General features: G+C 60.7%; 17 protein-coding genes. 3 read left to right on the forward strand and 14 right to left on the reverse strand.

The features are described 5' to 3' along the window. Positions 1-7: 7 nt before the first annotated feature. A complete protein-coding gene (locus LB568_RS16900) occupies positions 8-2,248 on the reverse strand; it encodes a GumC family protein (RefSeq protein ID WP_224730683.1) in 2,241 nt (746 codons plus the stop codon). A 302-nt stretch (positions 2,249-2,550) separates the two neighbouring features. On the opposite strand from LB568_RS16900, the gene LB568_RS16905 reads away from it, so the two are divergent. Continuing rightward, positions 2,551-3,909: an O-antigen ligase family protein gene (locus LB568_RS16905; RefSeq protein WP_224730684.1), complete on the forward strand. Its 1,359-nt coding sequence runs from the start codon at positions 2,551-2,553 to the stop codon at positions 3,907-3,909. A gap of 82 nt (positions 3,910-3,991) precedes the next feature. On the opposite strand, the gene LB568_RS33685 is transcribed toward LB568_RS16905, so the two are convergent. The 9 genes from LB568_RS33685 to LB568_RS16950 form a co-directional block, all read right to left on the reverse strand. Further along, positions 3,992-5,440, reverse strand: a complete 1,449-nt coding sequence (locus LB568_RS33685) for a pectate lyase (protein WP_224730685.1) — start codon at positions 5,438-5,440, stop codon at positions 3,992-3,994. A 17-nt stretch (positions 5,441-5,457) separates the two neighbouring features. After that, a complete protein-coding gene (locus LB568_RS16915; RefSeq protein ID WP_224730686.1) occupies positions 5,458-7,479 on the reverse strand; it encodes a nucleoside-diphosphate sugar epimerase/dehydratase in 2,022 nt (673 codons plus the stop codon). A gap of 378 nt (positions 7,480-7,857) precedes the next feature. Continuing rightward, a complete protein-coding gene (locus tag LB568_RS16920; RefSeq protein WP_013893307.1) occupies positions 7,858-8,706 on the reverse strand; it encodes a sulfotransferase family protein in 849 nt (282 codons plus the stop codon). A 17-nt stretch (positions 8,707-8,723) separates the two neighbouring features. Then, a complete protein-coding gene (locus LB568_RS16925) occupies positions 8,724-9,932 on the reverse strand; it encodes a glycosyltransferase family 4 protein (RefSeq protein ID WP_013893308.1) in 1,209 nt (402 codons plus the stop codon). 6 nt (positions 9,933-9,938) lie between these two features. After that, positions 9,939-11,870, reverse strand: coding sequence for a sulfate adenylyltransferase subunit CysN (gene cysN, locus LB568_RS16930; protein WP_224730687.1), 1,932 nt, complete (start codon positions 11,868-11,870; stop codon positions 9,939-9,941). Further along, complete coding sequence (gene cysD, locus LB568_RS16935) at positions 11,870-12,835, reverse strand: sulfate adenylyltransferase subunit CysD (protein ID WP_023768899.1); 966 nt, start codon at positions 12,833-12,835, stop codon at positions 11,870-11,872. Before cysD ends, cysN begins: the two co-directional genes overlap by 1 nt. Next, positions 12,836-14,209, reverse strand: a complete 1,374-nt coding sequence (locus tag LB568_RS16940; protein WP_412033915.1) for a lipopolysaccharide biosynthesis protein — start codon at positions 14,207-14,209, stop codon at positions 12,836-12,838. A 487-nt stretch (positions 14,210-14,696) separates the two neighbouring features. Beyond that, positions 14,697-15,545, reverse strand: coding sequence for a sulfotransferase domain-containing protein (locus LB568_RS16945; protein ID WP_224730689.1), 849 nt, complete (start codon positions 15,543-15,545; stop codon positions 14,697-14,699). Then, positions 15,539-16,732, reverse strand: a complete 1,194-nt coding sequence (locus LB568_RS16950; RefSeq protein ID WP_224730700.1) for a glycosyltransferase family 4 protein — start codon at positions 16,730-16,732, stop codon at positions 15,539-15,541. Before LB568_RS16950 ends, LB568_RS16945 begins: the two co-directional genes overlap by 7 nt. 189 nt (positions 16,733-16,921) lie before the next feature. Here LB568_RS16950 and LB568_RS16955 point away from each other — a divergent pair, with 189 nt between their 5' ends. Beyond that, positions 16,922-17,821: a formyltransferase family protein gene (locus LB568_RS16955; protein ID WP_224730690.1), complete on the forward strand. Its 900-nt coding sequence runs from the start codon at positions 16,922-16,924 to the stop codon at positions 17,819-17,821. Positions 17,822-17,860: 39 nt separating this feature from the next. Here the strand turns inward: LB568_RS16955 and LB568_RS16960 are convergent, their stop codons facing one another. The 4 genes from LB568_RS16960 to LB568_RS16975 all read right to left on the reverse strand — a co-directional run bounded on the left by LB568_RS16960 (position 17,861) and on the right by LB568_RS16975 (position 21,894). Beyond that, on the reverse strand, positions 17,861-18,889 hold the full coding sequence (locus tag LB568_RS16960) for an NAD-dependent epimerase/dehydratase family protein (protein ID WP_013893315.1): 1,029 nt from the start codon (positions 18,887-18,889) through the stop codon (positions 17,861-17,863). Beyond that, the gene (locus tag LB568_RS16965) at positions 18,886-20,235 is read right to left on the reverse strand and encodes a UDP-glucose dehydrogenase family protein (RefSeq protein ID WP_224730691.1); all 1,350 of its coding nucleotides are present in this window, start codon (positions 20,233-20,235) and stop codon (positions 18,886-18,888) included. Before LB568_RS16965 ends, LB568_RS16960 begins: the two co-directional genes overlap by 4 nt. A gap of 258 nt (positions 20,236-20,493) precedes the next feature. Beyond that, positions 20,494-21,123: a peptidoglycan-binding domain-containing protein gene (locus tag LB568_RS16970; RefSeq protein ID WP_224730692.1), complete on the reverse strand. Its 630-nt coding sequence runs from the start codon at positions 21,121-21,123 to the stop codon at positions 20,494-20,496. A 93-nt stretch (positions 21,124-21,216) separates the two neighbouring features. After that, the gene (locus LB568_RS16975) at positions 21,217-21,894 is read right to left on the reverse strand and encodes a hypothetical protein (RefSeq protein ID WP_224730693.1); all 678 of its coding nucleotides are present in this window, start codon (positions 21,892-21,894) and stop codon (positions 21,217-21,219) included. A 518-nt stretch (positions 21,895-22,412) separates the two neighbouring features. On the opposite strand from LB568_RS16975, the gene LB568_RS16980 reads away from it, so the two are divergent. Continuing rightward, on the forward strand, positions 22,413-22,928 hold a 516-nt coding region (locus LB568_RS16980; RefSeq protein WP_412033914.1), incomplete at its 3' end, for an ABC transporter permease.

A 22,928-nucleotide genomic window follows, 5' to 3' on the forward strand; every position in this document is an offset into this window, starting at 1 on the left:
TGTGCGGTCACGGGCTATCGGCGAAGAAATAACGCCGGATCTGCTGCCGCCTCATGTAGGCCTTCCGCAGGGCGCCGCGAGCCTGTTGGAAAGGGTCGACGCGGTTGAACACCCAGCCAATCGATGGGCCGCCGGCGAAGCGCAGGCGCTCGACAACCTGGGAAAGGGCTTCTTGAGTGGTGCTGTCGAACGCGGCCACGACGACGATTGTGTCGACCGAGGCGGCAATCCTGATTGCGTCCTCAACAACGAGCACGGGCGGTGCATCGATGATCACCACATCGTACTCAAGCCGGAACGCCTCCAGCAATTTGGTGAGCTGGCCGGAGTTGAGGAATTCCGGCAGCGTCTGGTCGTCGGCGGACGGCGCCAGAATATCGAGCTGCGGGATATCAGGCAGCGTCTGGACGATTTCCGCCAGAGCGCAATCGCCTTGCAGATAGTCGCCGAGTGTCCTGCTGGCGGAGCCCAGCTCCATGGCGGTGTGAAGGCTGCGGGTTCGTAAATCCAGATCGATCAGGGCGGTCAGCGCGCCATCCATGCCCGCTGCCATGGCAAGGCCCATGGCTGTCGTCGTCTTGCCTTCCTGCGGCAAGCCGGAACTGACCAGAACGACATGTTTGCTCCGCCCACCGTTCATCCGGGCGCAGGCATTGTAAAGCGATCGGAAAGCGTCGGAGAAAGCAGACCGCGGCCGTGACAACAAGGTTTCGAGAGGGGGCAGGGCGGGGCGCAGGAACTTCTGAGGCAACCGCGGAATTGATGCCAGCAGGGGAGCGCGTATCAGCTTCGATGCACGCCGCAAGTCCCGTATCCGAACTTCCATGCTTTCAAGTGTCAGCACCAGAATCAGCGCCAGGACAAGCGACGCGGCCAAACCGCCCGCAAGCATCAAACGAGGCTTGGGAAAGGAAGGGCTCGTCGGGATCTCGGCCATGGAGACGGTTCGCACGCCGGGTTCGACGGCTTCCGAAAACGGATCGAGACTGCCAAGTTTACCGGACACGAGGTCGTAGAGCTTTTGCTCGGTCGCCAGATTGTTGTTCAGTTCACGCAGCTTGGCCTCCGCCAGGCTCCTTTGACGCAGCTCTTCGTTGGAGGCCTCCAGGCTTTTGACAAGTTGGTTCACCCGGCCTTCGTCGACGCGCACGTCATTTTCCAGGACTGCGATCGTTCGCAGCATCTCTTGGGAAATCATCGCACGGACGGCCGCTACTTTCGCATCGGCCTCCTGGACCAGGGGATGATTGCGGCCGTAATTGCTGGCCAGCTGCGCGCGATCCCTCATCGCTGTCGCTTCATCGTTGCGCAGCGACGTCAGGAAGTCCGATGTGAGCAACGGGTCGACGCCGGCCCCGGTGTCACCGTTCTTGGCCGCTAGCCTGACCTGGGCAAGGCGCGCCTGTGCTTGCGTGTATTCACCCCTGGCGATGCTGAGCTGTTCATTGGCCTGCTGGATCGAGGCGCGCAGCAGATCATCGCGTGGATCACTGGAGACGCCATGCTCGGTCGCGTATTTGGCGATCTGCCCCTCGATCGCGGCAATCCGCGACGCGAGCTCGGTCGATTGCTGCCTCAAAAAGCCGACGGCATCCTTGATGTCCTGCCGCTTGTTGTCACGAGACCATTCCACGAACAGTCTGGCAGTTGCATTGGCAATCTTGGCCGCGGTCGCTGCGTCATCGTTGAAGAACGAGATCGTCATCGCCGCGCTTTCACCCGAGCGATCGACTGACAGGTTCGCCAGATAAGCCGAAATTGCCCGGTCTTGCTGAACATCCTTGGGCGGCAGAGATGTGGCATCCTGCGGGCCCGAGCCGGCGACCAGCGAGAATAGTTTTTGCGGTATCCAGACAATCAGGCCGACTGCCTGTGACAGCACACCGCCACTCGAATCCAAAGTTCCTCCGGCGGCGGCTGGCGGCAGATAGGTGTTGAAGTCCGGATCCTGGATCAGGTCTAGCCTGTCGACCACCAGGCTGGCGAATACGCGAGAGGCGATCAGATCCGCCTCGGTGTCCATCCGCGACTTGTCAGGCTGCTGGTTCGGCTGCGCCTGCGTGGTGTCGAGAGGATTGGGATCGTCGGTTTCGACGACGATCATGGAACGAGCCGTATATGTCTTGGGAAGTTCCATTGCGGTGATGAGTGCGAGTGCGGTGCCGGCAATGACGATCGCAACGATCAGCAGCACGCGTCTGCGGAAAAGACTGTAAAGTTCGCGCGCGCCGAACGTCCGTTCTTCCAACGGCTCGGGCGACTCCTGAAGAAATGGCCCCAGTCGGTTCCATACACTGTTTTCGTCTACTAAGCTCACTGATCGCGCCCCTGTTCCTATCGATCCCACCGGGTCTTCAAGCCGGGTTCGAGACCCAACCCAAGCGAGAAGTTTTTAGCACGGATGCACGGACGCCAGCGCGTTCAAGAGGCTTAGTCGCGGCCATGGGATTATCCGAAAGGATAGCGTAGTTGGCCGCGGGCATATCTTGGCATATGCACCGAACTGCACGTCCATGGAGGCTGGTGAAAAGATAGTTTTCAGGAGTGACGATGAATCATGCCGGGGTCCCTCGCGGGTACTGGGCAAAGCCCGACCGCAGGCCGGCTGCGGCGTCGTTGTCGAATGGGACCGGCAAGATCGGCCTCTGGCTCGCAATGGCCTCCGTCTTTCTCACCCCCTGCAACATCCTGCGGGTCGACACGTTCTACTTCACCGCCAGCGATGCCTTCGCCCTGGCCGCCGTCTTTGCCATGGTCCTGGGGAAATCCCTTTCGCCCGCCCCCCTGGCAGCCGGGACGCTTCTCTGGAACACCGGGGTGGCGCTGCTGTGCGGCATGCTGCTGCTCAGCAGCCTGATCAATGGTGATCCGCAGCGAGGCTTCATCATCTCGGCGCAGTATCTGTATGCCTATTTTCTCCTGGCCTTCATGCTCGCGTCGAGGCCCTGGAGCGAAACGGTTCTGCTTACGAAGGCGCTTATCTGCTCGATCGGCTTGATGTGCATTCACGGCATTGTGGTCATCGACATACTCAAGCAACAACACACCTACCTCACCAGCGGCAATGGCCGCTTTATCGGCTGGGTCGAACGCGAGAATGAATGCGCGACGCTGATTGCACTCGCGGTCCCCCTGCTGTTGTGGCTGGTCGCATCAGGGGGTGCCCGGCCCCGCTGGGCCTGGATCGGAGTGCCGCTCTTTGCGTATGGCATTGTTCTGACTGGTTCCAATACCGGGCTGATCGGGCTTGTCGTCGCGCTCACCGTCTTCGTTGCCATGACGGGCTCCTGGCGCCGCATCATCCTGTTGGCGGTGTCGTCGCTCGGCGCGTTCTTTGTCGTCGTCACGTGGGGCCGCGACTTCCTGCCCCCCATCTTCCAGCGCCGCGTGCTGAATGCGCTGCAGAGTGGCGACATTGACGAGGCTGGCACGTTCGCGGACCGTATGCGGCTTATCCGCGAGGCCATCACCAAGGCGGACAGCAGTTCGCTGCTTGGCATCGGTGCCGACCAGTATCGACATTTCAGCGAGCTGCATGCTCCAGTCCACAACGTCTATCTCTTGATATGGGTCGAGGCGGGACTACTTGGGCTGATCGGCTTTCTGCTCATGCTGGTCGCCGGAATAATCATCGGCATGCTCGCCGCGCGGCTTCGCCAGGGACGAATATCCGCCATCTGCACCCTGACCACGGTCCTTCTCTTCGCCGCGTTGGCCAACGCGCTGCCGCATCTCTACAGCCGGTTTTTTGTCGTGCCCCTGTTGCTTGGGATTGCGCCCAGCGTTGCGATTTTGCGCGGGGGGGCCAGTGCCAGGAGCGGTCGCGGGCTTCCTTCGGAACGCCCGCTCCACGCGTGGCCGGCTACAGCTTCTTCAACGCGGACCAAATTAGGGGTGCACAGCGGCTGAGTTTTGCCAGCCTGACAAGGCCGATCGGCGCTCGCGAAAGCCCGGTCGGAATCTCCCCATGGATAGAGCGGACGACGGGCAGCTACTTCCCCGGCGCGGACGCCTGCGGGGAGATAAAACGACCGAGAGCGAACACGCCGTCGATGAAGTCCTGTCCCATTACAAACCGGCCCTCAACCCAGCGTCCCTGGGCGTCCTGGCTGTCGATGAGCTGACGCACCTTCGAAGTCAGGTCGCCGGCGCTCAACGCATCCATGCCACTGATCCACAGCTGTTGGCGGGAAACCGGCAAGCCGCGCCTGGCAAGCTCCAGCCGGGCGAATACAGGCTCGATCTCGGCACCGGTTTTCATCCCGTAGTGGTGCAGGAGGTTCTTGTCGTCGAAGGTCACCTGGTCATCATCGTCGATGTAGACCGGGCGGTTGGTGTTGAGTTCATAGAAACGGGCCCACTTGCCGTCGGGCAGGCGTGCCGCTTGCAACCATTTGGCCGCCGATTCCGCCGCGTCCAGCAGCCGTGCATCCTTGTTCTGCTCGTTCAACTCGATCAGGTAATCGATATTGCCGGCGGTTTCGCGCGAGACGACGCCTGGCGGCTCGAACTTGCGGCCCCACACCGGCTGCATGGAACGATCGTACCCTTGGGCCCAGCCCTGTTGCGGCGCAGGAAGCTGGGCCGCGAGGAGAAAATCGCCGACCTTTTCCGCTGCCTTGAGATATGCGGGATCACCATATGTACGGTAGGCGTTGAGAAAGAGGCGGCCCATATCGCGAGGGAGATTGTCATTGACGATGAAGTAGGGCGGACGATCGGGCTTCTGCCACTCGTGCGACCAACTGGCCGGAATACTCGCCTTGGCGGCCGTCTCCACATCCGCACCCGGCGCGGCTCCTTTGAAGAAGACCGGAAAGGCCCCGTTCGAATACTGCACCCGCATCAATCGATGAAGCGCCTTGTCGATGCAGGATCGGACATCCGGATCCGAACCGCCGCTCGCCCGGTCGAACCACATCAGGAAATTCAGCACGCTCTGTGTGTTGTTGTCGTCGAGAACGGTCTCGTTGCGATGCGGATTGTCCTTGATGTCGTGACAGGCGTTTCCATCTGTCTTCAGTGCGCGGTAACACCACGTGGCCGCCTTTTTCGGGTCGGTCTCGATGCTGTAAAACCACCCGCCGGACTCCAGCTGCGTCTTGACCAGAGCCGTTGCCACGAGTTGGGCCGACTGAAGCCATTGCTTGTCGCCGGTAACCTCGAAAATGCGCAGGAAGGCAGCTCCGACCGCCGGCGTCCCAGGCGGTTGCACCCAGCCAACGCTTGTCGGCACGGCACCGCCTTCGCCCACTCTCCTTTGGCCATCGAGCGAATATTTCCATACATAGGTTCCGGCCACACCGAGGTGATCGCGGAAGTAGGCGCCCGCGCGCTCGATCGCGCCCCGTGCCTCGGCGACGGTCGGTTGAGGCTCGCCGGCCAAGGCGGTGCCGCAGGACAGCGCGACAACCAGAGCTGAGGCGATACGTCTTCGCACGGCCGCTCCCGCCGGCATCAGGCAGCGGCTTCGCGTTGAGGCGTGGCCGCCTTGGCCGAGCCGCGGATCACGTGAGGCACGAATGGCGTCGCCGCCGCAGGTTTTGTTTCCTCTCTGTGGTAGCTGGGAAGCAACCGGGCAACAAGGTCCAGCACGCCCCCGGTGTCGCCAGCTTTCGCCAGGCGGCGCAGCTGCGAGAATTCCTTGCGAAGGGTCTCGAGCGGCACCGGATTGGGCACCGCGCCCAAGACTCCGGAGATCGGAACGTCGACACGTCTTTCTCTTTCGTCGAAGAGTTCCTCGAACAACTTTTCTCCGGGCCGGCAACCGACAATCTTGATCTTGATGTCTTCATCCGGCCGAAAACCGGCGAGCTTGATCATGCGACGCGCCATGTCGATGATCTTGATTGGCGCCCCCATGTCCAGAACGAAGATCTCGCCCTGTCCCAGGCTTTTCTCCAGGCCATGGGCCGATGCCTGCAAGGTGAGCTCAACCGCCTCCCTTATCGTCATGAAGAAGCGCTTCATCTCCATGTCGGTTACGGTCAGCGGGCCGCCATGGGCGAGTTGGCGCTTGAACAGCGGGATCAGCGATCCACTCGAACCCAGGACATTGCCGAAACGAACGGTCATGAAGCGGGCTGGGGTTTCGCCGGCGACGAAGGCCAGGTCCAGGGACTGGCAATAGAGTTCGGCCAGGCGCTTGGTGGCGCCCATCACGCTGGTCGTGTTCACGACCTTGTCCGTGGAGATCTGGACCATCGCCTTGGCACCGCAAAGGCGGGTCGCCTCTGCCACGTTCATCGTACCGATGACGTTGGTGAGAATGCCCTCACAGGGATTCAATTCGACCATCGGCACGTGTTTGAGTGCCGCTGCATGGAAGACCAGGTCGACGCAATGCCGTTGGAAGATCTCGCCCAGGCGAACCGGGTCGCGTACATCGCAGATGTATGGCTTGCGGTGCACATTCGGGAACTTCTCCGCCAGTTCCAGATCGATGGCGTATAGATTGTATTCGCTGTTATCGATCAGGATCAGTTCCGCCGGACCAAGCGCGGCAATCTGCTGTGTGAGCTCGCCGCCGATCGAGCCTCCGGCGCCGGTGACGACGATGCGGCTGTTTTCGATCATGCGGGACAACGCAGCTTTATCGAGCACTGTCTGGGGCCTTTCCAGCAGGTCGGTAAGCTCGATCGGGCGCAACTCGAAGCGGCTCTCGTGCTTGGGATTGCGCAGCTCCAGGACGGGCGCCGGCCGCGAGACCGCGATGCCCAGGCGTTCGGCCCGGTCGATCAGCGCTTCGAGCGCCGGGTCGACGAGACCAGGCATCCTTTCGGTAAAGATCACGTGCCGGGGCTTGATGCCGCGGACTTCCAGGTCGCTGATCACCGTGTCGAAGTCTTCGATGCTGCCAAGGACCGGCACGCCGCGCAGGAAATACCCCTCCGTCGTCGCGGCATTGTCGAGCAGACCGACCGGCCAATGGGGTGCATCCGGATCCCGCTGCAGTGCCCGGATATAGTGATCGGCTGCATCACCCGCACCGATCAGCAGCACGGGAACCATGTCGCGTCCGTTTCTCGCCCTGTTTGCGGCCGGGCCAAAACGGCCTGTCTCGACGAGCTTGGAGCGGATGCGGACCGAAATGAGCAACGGCACGAGCAAGAGGACCTCGATCACCATCACCGAGCGAGGGATCGAATCGAGGCGTGTCGCCACGAACATCATGAACACGAAGGCGAGCGATGCGACGATTACCGCGCGCAGGATACCGAGCATGTCGCCGACGGAAGCATATCGCCAATTGCGGGTGTAGAGGCAGGTCACCGGGAAGACCACGGCGCATGTAAACAGGAAGCAGGGAAGTGCGAAAAGCAGCGAATGGTAGCTCTCCGGACTGGTGACCTCTCCATCAAGGCCCAATCGCATGAATGAAGCAAAGGACAGCGCCGCGAGCGCCATGGCCAGATCGATGATGTAGAGATGAAGATTCTTGCCGACGGCCTTGGCGCGCCCGACCACCCTGCGACGCAAGTACGACAGAACATGAACGATGGTACGCGGTTTGCTGACAAGACGGCCGACAGCGATTGCGGTGGCTATCAGAAGCGATTGGCCTCCGAGCGGACCGATTGCTTCAAACGGCTGATCTAACTGGCTCATCCTAGGACCTCGACAAAGCTTAGCCGCCGCGCTCTGGGAGAGCACGTCAAGATTATCGGCTGTTTGCACCCCGCAGACACAAATCCGGGCTTGCCAAGACCTTGTTCAATCAAGAACAGGTTGGCCTGCTATCGTTCGGATTCGAGGCTACGATTTATCGTTGCTATGGAGCGCCTTGCCTGCTTTTGGCGCAACACCTGCTTTTGTGCAGGGAGTAGCTATCGGAACCGCGAGAGGAACTTTCCCGAGTTAATCCAAAGAGGTACTTCCGCCAGTCTGGACAAGCCAGCCAGACAGGTCCCGCTGCACCAGCGTGCCCAACTGCTCGACATCGGCGGCGTAAAAGTCGACGAGCTGGGATCGAAGTCTTGGGGGGAAAGGCGGATAAGCAATCTTTCCCGCCAGGGCACCCCGTGCCGCCTCGAAGAGAGAGGTGTTCCGGAACGGACGAACCAGAGGTTTCAACGGCTTCATCATGTTGCGCAGCTGCGGTCCGACCATAGCTTCGCTGCGGTCCTTCACTTTTTTCGCCACCGGCAAAGCCACGTCGCTCTCAGGGAGGTTCAAAAACGTCCTGACCTTGCTCAACTGTTCGACAGGCCTTGCGACTGTTTCCTCGAAAAACAGAACCAGCAGCCGATCCTTCGGATAGAGATCCAGATAGGCCTGCAACTGTGCGCTATAGAGGCCGCCGGCGAGAAAACGCCCAGGCGAATCCCTGCCCACGTCAAGGTAGGATTCTATGTCGCGGTCGACCTCGCCGCGGCGAAAGAGCATGCAATAGTCCGAGTACGCACGCTCGACCGGGTTGCGAAGCTGCACGATCAGCCTGACATGGGGGAGCAGCCGGTGAACCCGTTGCGGTGCCGACGGAGTGTCCAGGTAGGAGTTCGACTTTTCACCGACGAGCTGTCCAGGACGAGTTTTATGAAATTGGCGGAAGTACCAGTCGTCGCCGCGATCGTAGTGGCGACTGAAGTAGTGCAGCTCGGGATCCGGCATGCTGACGTCCGGATCGGCCTGCAGCGACTGCTGCAGCCAGGTCGTGGCGCATTTCGCAGCGCCGATGATGAGGAAGTCGATATCCTCTGCCTGCATTTTAGAACCCTCTTGGATCATTTGTCACCTGTCGTACTGCAAGCCAACCTGGCCGCCGCCGGAGCGCGGAGCGCTTGCCCATAAACTTCCATGACCTTTTCGACGTGCTGCTGCGTGCTATAGGAAAAGCAGGCTTGCTTGCGGGCCGCCTGGCTGATGCGTGCCCACAGCGAAGGATCCGAAAGCAACCGTCGCAGCGGCTCCATGAAAGCTTTGGTGTCTTCCGGAGCGACCAGAAATCCCGTCCGTCCATTCTCGATGGCTTCCGGGTTGCCGCCGTGATCGGTCGCAACCACCGGCGTGCCGAGAAACATCGCTTCGATCAGGGTCCTTCCAAAAGGCTCCCCTATCGCGGGAACGACCAGAACATCCGTCGCCGCCAGGAATGGCTCGATAGGGCTGCGAAAGCCCATGAAACGTATAATCCGATCCAGCCCGCGCTCGACGCAAAGCGCGCGCGCGGCAAATTCAAGATTATGCGAGCCTGCCGGCGAGTTGCCGAACACGCAGCCGACGATCGGGATGTGCGGATGCTCGCGTCGGAAACGTTCAATGATGTTGATGAAGAGAAGCGGACGCTTTCGCTCGATCAGGCCGCCAATGAAACTGAGAATGTGCGTTCCTGGCGCGAGGCCGAGCTCTTCCAGAAGCTTTGCCTTGGCCGCGGCCCTGTCAGGGATGTCCAATGGGTGGTCGAAGGGGCTATGGATAACGCTGAGGCGTCCGTTGAGGGATCTGATCGGATGCTTCGGCCGCGAGAATCGCGACACCGTCACCATGCGATCCGCAATGAACGGCCCGAGAATATTGGCGCCTTTTGCATCGGGATCGCCGCGATGATGCCACACCAGCCGGGCGCCCGCAAACCGTGCGGCAATGCCCCAATTGATATGCGTTCTTCCATCATTGGTATGAATGATGTCGAACCTCTGCTCCCGGATGAAGCGGCTCAAATGCGGCAGCGTGCTGGTCAAATAGGTAGCGACACCTCCCCAGGTCGTTCCTTTCGCGGGCAATGTCGTCAAAGGAGGCAAACCCATGAAGGGCTGGCCCTCCATCTTCAGAAAGTCTGCGAGCGGCCCCGTGATGTCCTGAAGCACCAGGACCGGTGCGACCCTTGAGGTGTCGAGATTCTGGACAAGCTTCAGTGCCGAGATGTGACTTCCGCCGACATCGTCACCGACAAATGGAAAGCAAACCCGAATTCGACCGGTCTCAGCACTCATCGCCTGCTACCCGGTTGCGCTTCCAAGATAGCCGCCACGATCAAGGTAGCTGACGATCAGTTCGGCAGCCTCCTCGGCGCTCGAATCTGGGGTGATCGTGATATGAGGAGCCTCGGGGCGCTCATAGGGACTGCCGATGCCGGTGAAGTTCTGTATCAACCCGTTTCGGGCGCGTTGGTACAGACCCTTCGGGTCACGTCGCTCCGCTACTTCAAGCGGCGTATCGACAAAGATCTCGATAAACTGCCCTTCGCCGAAGAGGTCGCGCGCCATCCGGCGTTCCGCCCGGAATGGTGAAATGAAGGAAGCCAGCGCTATCAACCCCGCATCGACCATCAGCCTTGCGGTTTCAGCGACACGACGAACGTTCTCGACGCGGTCAGCGTCGGTAAAGCCGAGATCCCGGTTCAGGCCGTGGCGGACATTGTCGCCATCCAGAAGGTAGGTGTGCTTGCCGATCGCGTGAAGGCGCTTCTCAACGAGATTTGCGATCGTCGACTTGCCGGCGCCGGAGAGGCCGGTGAACCACAGCGCCGCCGGCTTTTGGCCCTTGGCGATCGCGCGCGCGTTCATGTCCACGTCCAGCGCCTGCCAATGAATGTTGCTTGCCCTGCGCAGGCTGAAGTCGATCATCCCGGCGCCAACCGTGTGATTGGTCATCCGGTCGATGACGATGAAAGCACCAGTCTCATGCACCCGGCTGAAAGGATCGAAAGCAAGCGGCGCCTGTGTCATCAAATTGATGACGCCAACTTCGTTCTTCTCGAGCGTTTTCGTGGCGAGCTTTGCGAAATTGTTGATGTCCAGCCTGTGTTTGATGTGCGTGACGCTTGCCCCCACGACGCTGGTGGCAAGCTTGATGAGATAGGGACGGCCGGGGATCAATGGCTCGTCATGCATCCAGAGCAGATGCGCGGCAAACTGGTCGGAGACTTCGGGTCGCTCGGCCGCGGCTGCCAGAACGTCACCGCGGGAGACATCGATCTCGTCCTCGAGCATCAGCGTGACCGCCTCGCCGGCGCCGGCTTCGGAGAGGTCGCCATCGAAAGTGACAATTCGCTTCACCAGGCTCGTGACGCCTGAGCGCGCCACCGCCACGCGGTCTCCAGGCCTCACTACCCCGGCCGCGATCGTGCCGGCAAACCCACGAAAGTCGAGGTTGGGGCGATTGACCCATTGCACCGGCATCCGGAACGGGGCTGCACGGCGGTCGCTGTCGACCTCGACGGACTCCAGATACTCGACGAGTGTCGGGCCCTGATACCAGGGTAGTTTCGCGCTTCTGGAACGAACATTGTCGCCATAACGGGCAGACAGGGGGATGGCCTGCAACGAGACGAAGCCGAGCGGTTCCGCAAAACTTCGATAGGCCGCCTCGATCTCATCGAACACGGCTTGCGAATAGCCGATCAGGTCGATCTTGTTGATCGCCAGAACGACGTGCCGGATTCCGAGCAGGGAGACGATGAAGGAATGCCGGCGGGTCTGGGTGAGGATCCCCTGCCGCGCATCGACAAGGATGACCGCGAGGTCGGCGTTAGATGCGCCGGTGGCCATGTTGCGGGTGTATTGCTCATGGCCAGGTGTGTCGGCGACGATGAACTTGCGCTGCTCGGTGGCGAAGAAGCGATAGGCCACATCGATCGTAATGCCTTGTTCGCGCTCACTGGCGAGGCCGTCCACCAGAAGCGCGAAGTCGAGATCGTCGCCAGTCGTGCCGTGTCGCCGGGAATCGGCCGCAAGGGCCGAAAGTTGATCCTCCATCAGCAGCTGGGTGTCGTAGAGCAGCCTGCCGATCAGTGTCGACTTGCCGTCGTCCACGCTGCCGCAGGTGAGAAACCGCAACAGGCTTTTCCGCTCATGGGCATGAAGATGCTGGGAAGCGGCCTGGCTCTCCAGGGAAGCTTCGAGATCCGCGATTTGAGCAACACCAAGCATCAGAAGTACCCCTCACGCTTTTTCTTTTCCATCGATGCCGCCTCGTCGTGATCGATCAAACGGCCCGACCGCTCGGATGTCCGGGTGGCAAGTGTTTCCTGAAGCACCTCGGGAAGAGTAGCGGCCGTGCTTTCGGTGGCCGCGGTCAGCGGATAGCAACCAAGGGTGCGGAAACGCACAGAACGCATTTCGGGCACCTCGCCCGGGCGTAGCGGCAGACGATCGTCGTCCACCATGATCCACTGTCCGTTGCGCTCCACCACCGGGCGCTTTGCGGCAAAGTAGAGCGAGACGATGGGGATCTTCTCCCTCATGATGTATTGCCAGATATCGGTTTCGGTCCAATTCGAGAGGGGGAAGACGCGAACGGATTCGCCGGGCCTCAGGCGGCCGTTGTAGAGGTTCCACAACTCCGGACGCTGGTTCTTCGGATCCCAGCCATGGTTCTCGCTGCGAAGCGAAAACACCCGCTCTTTCGCGCGGCTTTTCTCTTCATCTCGCCGCGCCCCGCCAAAGGCGGCATCGAAACCGAACGAGGACAGCGCCGATTTCAACGCTTCCGTCTTCATGATCTGCGTGTAGATCGATGAGTTGTGGGTAAACGGCGTGATGCCCTCGGCAAGACCGGCTTCGTTGCGACGCACCAGCAGGTCCAGACCAAGCCGCGCGACGGTTTCGTCGCGGAAGCGGATCATTTCCTTGAACTTCCAGGTGGTGTCGATGTGGAGCAAGGGAAACGGCAGTTGCGATGGGTAGAAGGCCTTCATCGCCAGATGCAGCATCACCGCCGAGTCCTTGCCCACGGAATACAACATCACTGGGTTGCGCAATTCGGCCGCCACCTCTCGAATGATGTGGATCGATTCAGCCTCGAGCCGCTGCAGATGCGTGAGGGTCGGCGATGACGGACCAGGGCGTCGCGACGCTATGGGCACGGTGGTTGAAGCTTGGGTTGCAAGGGTCATCTAGATTGCCTTTGAAGGAGAAAGATCTGCCTGATCGAGGCTGTCCACCGGCCGTGTCAGCCTGTCGGAGTGGGTGGTCTTCAACGCTTGTTTCAATGAAAGCGCCAAGCCCGCGGTCCACAATATGCCCAGTACGATGTGGGCGATGTTGCCGCCCATCGCACCGATGCGCGGGATCAGCAGAAGTGCCGTGATGTGGAAGGCGGCCGTCGCAACGACAACGATCCGCAACACCTCGCGCTGTTTGCCCATGGCCAGCAGTGCGGAGCGGGCAGCGGAGCCCGAAAGCACGAACGCGACCGCCACCATCTGCACGATGACGAGGTTGGCCGCGCCGAGAAAAGCCGGCCCCGCGGTCCACATGAGCAGAGGACGGACGAACGCCGTGACGATCAATATGCAGACGATGCCAAAGCCGAACAGCATGGCTTCGGCTTGAAAGACCGCGCGTTTGAATTTTCCGATGCTTCCCTGCGCCCAAAAGCGGGCCACGTCGGGATAGAGAACATTCTGGACCTGTGGACCGACCTGCTGGCCGACGCGTCCTATGCGCTTGGCGATTTGGTACAAGCCCGCTGAAGCCGGGTCGGCCAGGAACCCGACCAGCAGCGTATCGAGTTCCTGAGCGCTCACGCGCAATGTGAGCGAAATGTTCGAAGACCAGGCGAAATTCCAGATGCCGGGAAAGCGGCTTGTGATTCCGGCCAGAGGCGCGCGCAGGATCTTGCGAACGCCCTGCCTGTGCAGGGCGCGCATCGTCAGGGTCAAGAGTGTCAGGGATCCGAGGATCTGTGTTCCCGCCCAAACCGCGGTGAAATAGGCGAGATCAGCCTTGAGCAGCACCCCCAGCAAGCACAGCAACACCCGCAAAACCGCATTGAGCAGCTGCCCGTAGGCCAGGAGGCGGAAGTTGCCGGCCATGCGCTGCACCGCGACCGGAACGCCCGAGATCTGGAACAGCAGGACGCTGGAATACAGGACAAGAAGTTGCACGACTTCCGCTGACCAACCGAAGAACGGCGCGACGAGAAGTGCGGCGCCCATGGCGATGACCCAGGCGCAAACGGCGGCGCCAACATCGATAAGCAGGCCAAATTTCATGAGAACGCGCAGTGCATCGCGATCCGAGGACCCGTCCAGGCCCGCCGCATATTTGATGATCGGCTGCCACGACTGGAAACTGACAACGCGCTCGACCACGCGGGTGAACGCGATAATCAACGCAAGCTGGCCATAGTTCGCCACGCCAAGGGCTCGCGCCGAAAGCGCAAATGCCACGAGCCCGAGCAATGAACCGAGAAAATTGCCCGTCAGAAGGTGTGCGATATTGGCCAGGCGCGTGCGGCCGGCGCTCCTGCGTTTGAGGGCCTCCATCGCACGTCCGATCAGGCCTGTGGTCATCGCAATGGTTGCCAAACTCACCCCACACTCCGTCCTTGCGGAGCAATGCAGATCCAGGATTCGCGCCAGATCGCTGCTGGCGTCACCCATCATCGGCGGAAAAGAAGAGCCCGCCACAACCAAGTTTGGCTCTGTAGCAACCTCAATCAGTCAGCATCTGATCGCTGCTACGACTGATGGCCTAGCCCATTAGCGGTAAGGAATCCCGAGCGCGCCGGGTGTGGTCATGTATCGGACCCGCGTGGCGTGTCTCACCGCAGATACGCCGGCACGATGCGCGGCGTGCCCGCCAGCCTTGCAGATCGAACGATCGTGGGGGTGAATGACGAACACGAAGTTGAGACGCTGAACCAATGCAGAGCGCTGAAGACTGCCGTCTTCGCTGCAGGCTGCGGCAACCGCGACCCGGACGATCCCGGGGGCGAGGCAGGCTCGAACTGACGAACTTAGGACAAAGTCTTCAATTGTACCGCGAGAAGTGGATTCCACCGCGGCAAAGCAACTCCTTGGCGGCCGAGGTCAACCACTCGGAGCAGGTCCGCTCAATCAGTTCGGCTTGCGCGTCGGTGAGGTAGTCGGCGAAACCTCCGACCTTTCCGCGGCGCATGCGCCGGCTTTCGGCATCGCCTCTGTCATACACATGCGCCGGCAGGCCCCCCGCCACCTCATGTTCACGCATCGCTTCAAAACGAGAAGCCTGGATGGCCTCCTCGAGGTCAGCTGCGGACGGATCGTGCCGTAGGAATCTCAGAATGCGCGAGGACGTGCCGACAGGGTCACCGGTCAGTTCCTCATAGCTCAAGACGGCATGCCTGTGATGTTTCAGGCCCTTCGCCCAGCTGTTCAGATACACGATAAGAGCCGGCAGGCCCTGCTGATAGTCGCAGATGAAAGCATCCATATCGCCTTCGAATCGATGCTTGTGGCGCGTCGCGTGGAAATAGGCCGACACCACAACGTCGCGAGGGTCGCGAACCATGAAAATGACCGGCCGGTGCAGGAACAGCATATGCCTGTAGTTGAGGTGCGAAACGAGGATAAGCGGCACCCGGGAGCGCTGTTCAGTGTAACGGAAAGCTGGAATCCCACGCTCCGGATCGAGGTCGAAGTTCGGAAGGACTTCGAACATGCGAAAGAGATCGACATTTCCGTCGTGAGCCGTCCGACTGAAGTAGTCCGACAGGATATGCCTGAACCAGGTCCGCCCGGATTTCGGATAGGAGACGAGGAACGCGTCCGCCCCGGAGGCGGCCCAGGTCATCTTGATGCGCGTTTCCATTTTGCGCAGGGCGCGCTGGGTGGTTAGCATGGCGAGAGCTCTTTATTGCCGCGCGCCGCCAGGACGGCGTGAATGACCTGGTCCCAGTTCTGCATCACATATTCAGGCGTGAACCTTGCAGCACTTGCCGCTGCGGCCGCGCCGAGTTTTTTGCGGAGTGTTTCATCGCCAAGCAGCCGCCGCAGGCCCTGCGCGAGCGCGTCGACACTTCCGTTGTCGACGAGAAGTCCGTCCTTCTCATTATCGACCATCTCGCGAGGACCCCACTGGCAGTCGAAGGATATGACGGGCAGGCCGGCCGCCATTGCCTCCAGCAGCACAATCCCCCAACCTTCGTAGCGGGACGAAAGGACAAAGGCGTCGGCGGTCTCCACCCAAATGCCAGGCCGGCTGGTTACCCCGGGCATTTCAACGCAACCCTGCAGGCCCAGGCGATCCCGCTCGGCTTCCAATTCGGCACGGTCGGGACCTTCGCCCCAGATGACCAGCTTCCATTCGGGAAAATCGCGGCGGATGTCGGCGAATGCCTTCAGCAGCAGGTCGAAGCCTTTCTGCGGGACCAGGCGGCCGACAGCGACGAGCACGGCGCCGTTCCGGCGCGGTTTGCCTGTTGCGGGAAGATCGACAGGATTGGGAATAACCCAGCTTCGCCTTCGCATGGCAGGGCTGAAGTAGTTCAGCGCGCCAGTGGTCATGGTGACCAGTCCGAAGGCGGATGGATAAAGCTTTGCCCGCAGGAACCGCCAGACCGGGCCCACGTCCTGCAGCGCGGGATTGTTGCGCTCCGAAACCACGACGTCGAGGCCGAGGCCCCGGCTTGCCGCCAGCGACATCACGTTCGTGCGCGTGAGAAAGCTCAGGATCACATCCGGAGCCAGTTTCCTGAGCGTTCGACGCAGGAGAAATATCCGGCGTGCGCCGGCGCCAATTGCCCCCAGCCTGGACCGCTTCATCTGCGGCAATCCCAACCGCTCTATCCTGACCGCGGCATCGAAATGATAGTAAGGCGGGGGACCGGGGGCCTCGAATGTAACCAGCGTCACATGCCAGCCCCTTGCCGCCCACTGATTGGCGAGAACATTGACGACATGTTCGGTGCCGCCGGCGCCCAGTCCAGGCAGGACGATCACCACATGCGGCCGGTTGGAGCCGACGCGCAAGGATTCACCCGCGACGGCATCGCGATCCAGAAGTGTCAGGCCCGCGCCCCAGTCCATCAAACGTTCCAATCTCAACTCCGATCCGCCCAACTATCCAGCTTTTTGCCGCTGCGAAGAGTTGCACATTGGGATGCATCGGAGACGATCGGTTACCTCTAAAGTTGGACTTGGGCGTAGGATCGAAGCGCACAATAGAAAGGGTCAGTGTCTCACTGTCGCCGCGGCACTGTATTGGAGTCCGAATTCATGCGCATAGCCTTTGTCGGTGCGGTGGAGGGGTCCCGTGTTGCGTTTGACGCCCTCGTCGAAGCGGGCATGACGCCCTCGCTGCTTGTCACCTTGGCGGACGACGCTTCCGCACGCCATTCCGATTTCGTCGATCTGTCAGGTCCGGCGCGCGCAGCGGGAGCCTCGGTCCATCTGACCAAGAATATCAACGCGCCCGACACAATCGCCTGGCTCACGGAAGGGCGCCCCGATTTGACGCTGGTCGTCGGCTGGTCGCAGATCTGCCGGGCCGAATTTCGTGCGATCGCCCGCCTTGGATCGATAGGCTTCCATCCGGCCCCACTGCCGCGCTTTCGGGGCAGGGCGGTAATCCCGTGGACGATCATCGCCAACGAGAAGGAGACCGGGTCCACATTTTTTCGGCTCGACGAAGGCGTCGATAGCGGTCCCATTGTAATGCAGAAGCTTTTTCCCGTGGCCGAGGACGAGACCGCGCGTTCACTCTACGAAAAGCACAAGCAGGCCCTGCGGGAAATGACACCTCTCGTGGTCTCGGCGATCGCTCGCGACAACAACGTGGGCATTTTGCAGGACGACTCGCTCGCCAGCTACTGCGCCAAGCGCTCGGCGGACGACGGATCGATAGATTGGACGCAAACGGCGGAAAGCATTCTTCGCCTTGTCCGCGCTGTCGGCGACCCCTATCCAGGCGCCTTCACTCTCGACGGGGGGAGCAAGATCTTCGTCGACCAGGCACGCATGTTTGCGGGGCGAGGGCGCTACATAGGGCTGAGCGGCCAGGTCCAGGCTCACACCGGCAGCGGTTTTGCCGTGCTTTGCGGCGACGGAGAAACCATCGAAGTCACATCCTGGCGCGGTACCAAGCCCAAGGTACATGCCAAGCTGGTGTCTGCCTGAGAGGGCTATGTTCGCTGGCTGCTTGGAGCGAAAAGATGCCTAGGCTGCGATTGTCGGGCGCGATGGCCGTTCTTGCAGATACCAGCGCACGAAGGCAGCCACCCCATCCTCGACGCTGGTCTCGGGGCGAAAGCCTGTCAGGGTCTGCAGGAGGCGCGGGTCGGCATATGTCACCGACATATCTCCTGATTGCATCGGCAGGCTTTTCCGGATGGCGCGTTTGGCGAGGCAGTTCTCGATTGTCTCGATGAAAGACAACAGCTCCACCGGCTGGCCGCCGCCTATATTGACCACACGCCATGGCGCCACGGGTGACAGCGTATCGACGACATCAGGGCCCGACACCGGCTGGCCGCAAACGGGCGCGCATCCGATGAGCCGAACGATGGCTTCAACAAGATCGCCGACATAGGTGAAGTCGCGTCTCATCGCGCCTTCACCATAGATTTCAATCGGGCGACCGTTCTCGATGGCGTCAACGAATTTGAAGAGCGCCATGTCGGGTCGGCCCCAGGGGCCATACACGGTGAAGAAGCGGAAGGACGTCGTTGGAACCTGGAAAAGATGCGAATACGAATGGGACATCGCCTCCACCGCCTTCTTGGTGGCGGCGTAGAACGTCAGCGGCCAGTCGGTCTGGTCGGTCTCGACGAACGGGGTCGTTTCATTCGCGCCGTAGACCGAGCTGGTGGAGGCAATCAGCAGATGCCGTGGCTTTAGATCGCGGGCAAGCTCAAGCACGTTGAAGGAACCGACCAGATTGCTGTCGGTGTAGCTTCGCGGATTGTCGATCGAGTATCGCACACCGGCCTGCGCGGCCAGATGGACAATCACATCGGGGTTCGCCAAGTCTGCCGCCCGCCGCAGGGCGTCCATGTCTTCCAACTGTCCGATGTGGAAGCGAAAGGCGCCGTATCGCTGCAATAGGGCATGTCGGGATTGCTTCAACGTGACGTCGTAATAAGGCGTCATCCCGTCGAAGCCGGTCACGGAGTGACCTTCGTCCAACAGACGGCGCGCCAGATGAAATCCGATAAATCCGGCGGTTCCGGTGACGAAATACCTCATTCGGCGGCCGCGGCAAAAACAGATATGTCCTCTGCCACACCCTCGCCTATGTTCACGTACTCGAAGCCATGCTTGCAGACCTCTTCGCGCCTGTAGATGTTGCGAAGGTCGACCACGACCTGCTTCGACATGGAGCGTGACAGGCGTTCAAAATCCAGGGCGCGGAACTGGTTCCACTCGGTGACGATCACCAAGGCATCGGCGCCCTTGGCACATTCGTATACTCCCTTCGCGTAATCGACGGTCGCACCGAGCATGAGCTTGGCCTGTTCCATGCCTTCCGGGTCATACACGCGGACATGCGCCCCAAAATCGATCAAAGCCTGGATGATCGAGAGGGAGGGTGCGTCACGGACGTCATCCGTGTTGGGTTTGAATGTGAGGCCGAGCACGGCTATCGTCTTTGCGCGCACGTTGCCGCCGCAGGCGAGGACGATCCTGCGGGCCATTGTGCGCTTTCGCTGGTCGTTCACGGCGACGGTTGTTTCGATCAGCCGCAGCGGCGCACCGCTATCTTGCGCCGTCTTGACGAGAGCCAGCGTGTCCTTGGGAAAACAGGATCCCCCGTACCCTGGTCCTGCATGCAGGAATTTCGAGCCAATGCGATTGTCGAGCCCGATACCTCGGGCCACCTCCTGCACGTTCGCGCCCACGTTTTCGCAAAGATCCGCGATTTCGTTGATGAATGTAATCTTGAGCGCCAGGAAGGCGTTGGCCGCATATTTTATCAGTTCTGACGTGCGACGTCCGGTGAACATGATCGGCGCCTGGTTGAGATAGAGCGGCCGGTAGACTTCCGCCATCACCTCGCGGCTGCGTTCGTCCGACGGCAGGCCGATAACGATCCTGTCGGGGCGTTTGAAGTCGTCGATGGCAGCCCCTTCGCGGAGGAATTCCGGGTTCGACACAATTGCCACATCCGCCGCCGGATTGCAGTTGCGGATGATCCGTTCGACTTCATCTCCGGTCCCCACCGGCACTGTGGATTTGACACAGACCACCGTGAAGCCGCGAACCGCGGCCGCGATTTCCCGCGCCGCCTCGTAAATATAGGAAAGGTCGGCGTGACCGTCGCCTCGCCGCGAAGGCGTCCCGACAGCAATGAACACCACATCCGCGTCTGCGACCGCTGGCGCAAGTTCGCTGCTGAAGGCGAGCTGCCCGGTCGCGGAATTCTTGCTGACGAGGTCTTCGAGACCGGGCTCATAGATCGGCATTCTTCCAGCCTGAAGATCGACAATTTTTGCTTCTGCCTTGTCGATGCAGACGACTTTGTGACCAAAGTCAGCCAAGCATGCTCCAGACACGAGACCGACATACCCTGAACCGACAACCGCAATGCGCATGAACTCGCCACCCCTGATGATGATACCGTTCGATTAAGCCTGCAGCGATCAAGAAAATGGAGCGCGAAATCGGGTATGGCATTACCTCTTCCGAGACCGCCGCGATCTGAAAACGTTGGCCGGCACCGTCTGACTACGCTTAATGTGGATGGTCTTGTCGCTGGACTGGACCCGAGCGATACCTCCCCGCCAGAACGTCAACGAAGGACAGGTGTCCAGTTGCCTTCGGCGCCCGTTCGCAAACGCTGTTGAAATGGTTCACTGTTGTCCGTCTCCGTTCAATGCCTTCACGAGAGTGCATTGAGACGGGCGAAATTTCGCGGTCGATGCAGCGGCGAACGCTTGGTCCATGGCTGATTTCCGGCTCAAGCCATTGTGCAGGAACATCTGCCCTTTCTTTCGAAAGAGACCTTGCTGCTCACAAAAAACGGCAGCAGACCACCCTGGGCCGCTCCGATCTACGGAATTGGAGACGTACGAACAATCGTCGGGCCGAGACGATTTCTTCTGGCACCCCGCCAAAGCCTTTTTGGCTGCTTCTACCCCCGAGCGATGTCCCCAAACCGCGATCCAGGTCCCGTCCGTTGATCCGGATATCGCTTCCCAAGCGTGTTTGCCGGGATCGAAACGCATCAGCTGATCGAACTCTTTCTTCGTCAATTCCGCGGTCTGCGGCCGCTTCGCCTGTCGCTGCCAGGCTCTCAGAGCGTCCAACGTCCGCTGACCAATCCTGCCGTCGGGAATACGAGTCAGGAAATTGCTCTCGAACAGCCGCGCCTGGGCCCGATAGATTTCTGCCTGGCTCAGTTGGGACTGCGCGATGGAGTGTTCCGACATCATCATCAGCGCCAAGCACAGTGCGCCGGCCCTGGCACGGTGACTTTTCATCGATCTCTCCACTCTGGCGGTATTGGTTGGAGGCCCCCTCATTTCCGTGGCCGCAATGGAGACCTGCCGTCAGGCCCGGCTCAGGCGACGAAGTCAATGCGCGTAGTTGGGAGCCCGGTTTGTCTTCGAACCAGCAGTTGCAATGGTGGCCGGTTTTGCGAAGAGGAAAGCTCCATCCTGGGAAAACAGATCCACCGGCATCATTTGGAATTCGCGCTGCGAGTGCGGTACGTCCAATTCCCTATCGACAATACGCCAGAGGTTGTCGAAGAACGACCCGTCGGCAAGCCGTACACTTCCTCCCTTCAGCGGCTTGGTGGAGGAGAAGACCGTTGCGGGATTGGCCCACATGTCGGCAATTGCCACGTCATAGTAACCAGGATGGGTGGCGTTGGGCTTGATGATGGCGAAGGGCGTGTTCTTTTCAGGCCAGCCTATCCGTCCGACAGTCAGGCATTCGCCTGGCTCGGGCAATCTTGCCTTCACCAGATAGGCCAGCGCCGCATCGATGCCGCCGATTTCGGAAACGACGTGTGCCGTCAATCCCGCCCGGGCCAGGTGCATCAACTCTTGCGCCTGTCGCTCATAGATATCGGCCAATGTCAGGAAAGCCAGCCATTGCTGGTGTGGGCAGTCGTGCTTGGCCTGGCAGAGAAGCCGCCCCGCCTCCAAGGCGGATTCGATCCTCCTTTTATCCGCTTCAGCGAACGCTTCCCGCGCCGGGCGGATGTGCTCTGCCAGTTTCGTCAGTTCTTTTGAAATGCTCTCCATTTCCTTCTCCTCCCCGATCGATATCCAGCCAGCCCCTTATTATTACGTTGGCTTGGCCTTACACAGAACTCCTCCAAGGGTATTGCCAGAAATGCTATTAAGGCTCACCCCGCCTATTCTGTTGGGGATGGCTATACTTTCGGCTTCACCTGCATGTTGGCTTTCACGCCGACATTCGACAGCGGAGCGCTGCACATCGGGCATGGTGGTCCACGGCAGGACACTCTCGAAATATCGCGCCGGATGCCGGCGCGTGTTCCAGCGGTGGAGTATGAGCCGATTGAAAATGGGGCCGACCTTATCATTTCGGGGAGGGGGCCTACCCGGCCTGATCCGATTATCCGCTCACTAAGTGGTAGCTGCACGACCGCAAAGATTCCGAATGGCGGCGGAGGCGAAATTCCACTGAGCGAATAGACGTAGTGGCAGGGATCGTTCAAACAACTTGCGCACGCCAACCTCTTGGAGCCTTTAGCGGGAGCAATCCTGGTTGAGCGGGAGGGACTCCCCTGAACTCGATGACCGCAACATTCGCGACCACAGCACCCGCGCAGGCGGGGTGGCGGTTCAGGCAGCCGAGTGTCATTCCGGGTTTCGGATTGACGCTCGGCTTGTCGCTTGCCTACCTCACCCTCATCATCCTTATCCCGCTGTCCGGGCTGATCTGGCGCTCGGCCGCGCTTGGCTGGGCCGATTTCTGGGCGATCGCCACCGACCGCCGCACCATCAATGCGCTGGAGATCAGCTTCGGCACCGCCTTTGTCGCGGCGATCGTCAATGTCGTGTTCGGCACGCTGGTCGCCTGGGTGCTGGTGCGCTACCGCTTTCCCGGCCGCCGCATCGTCGATGCCATGGTCGACCTGCCCTTCGCGCTGCCGACCGCCGTCGCCGGCATCGCGCTGACCACGCTCTATGCGCCGAATGGCTGGATCGGCAAACTCCTGATGCCGCTCGGCATCAAGGTCGCCTACACGCCGCTCGGCATCGTCATCGCCCTGGTCTTCATCGGCCTGCCCTTCGTCGTGCGCACCGTG

Source organism: Mesorhizobium sp. B263B2A (assembly GCF_020165775.1).
Classification (GTDB): Bacteria; Pseudomonadota; Alphaproteobacteria; order Rhizobiales; family Rhizobiaceae; genus Mesorhizobium; species Mesorhizobium opportunistum.